Consider the following 267-nt stretch of genomic DNA (forward strand, 5'->3'; position numbering starts at 1 on the left):
TGACGGCCAACCCCGTCGTGATAACCCGCGCAACCGCCGTCCGGCCCGTGACGAGCAACCTCGTCAGGAACCCGTGGTCAGCAATTCGCGCAACCAGAGCCAGCCGGTGATCGTGCACAAGGAATCGAAGATCGATCGTTTCCCTACAGCCGAGCAGCTGGAGCAATTGCCAAGCCGCCCGCGCGGCGAGAAACCAGCATTGCTGACCCGAAATCGCGAGGGGTGATGCAGAGGGTGTGAGCAGGTCAGGCCCCATCGCGGGCAGAG

1 pseudogene is annotated in these 267 nt (G+C 63.7%); it reads left to right on the plus strand.

Annotated elements, in window-relative coordinates:
• Window positions 1–226: pseudogene (locus tag B3397_RS19365) on the plus strand (DEAD/DEAH box helicase); the annotation flags it as partial.
• Between the last annotated feature and the right edge of the window lie 41 nt (window positions 227–267).

The sequence above is a fragment of the Pseudomonas sp. UBA4194 genome, from assembly GCF_002379585.1.
GTDB lineage: Bacteria > Pseudomonadota > Gammaproteobacteria > Pseudomonadales > Pseudomonadaceae > Aquipseudomonas.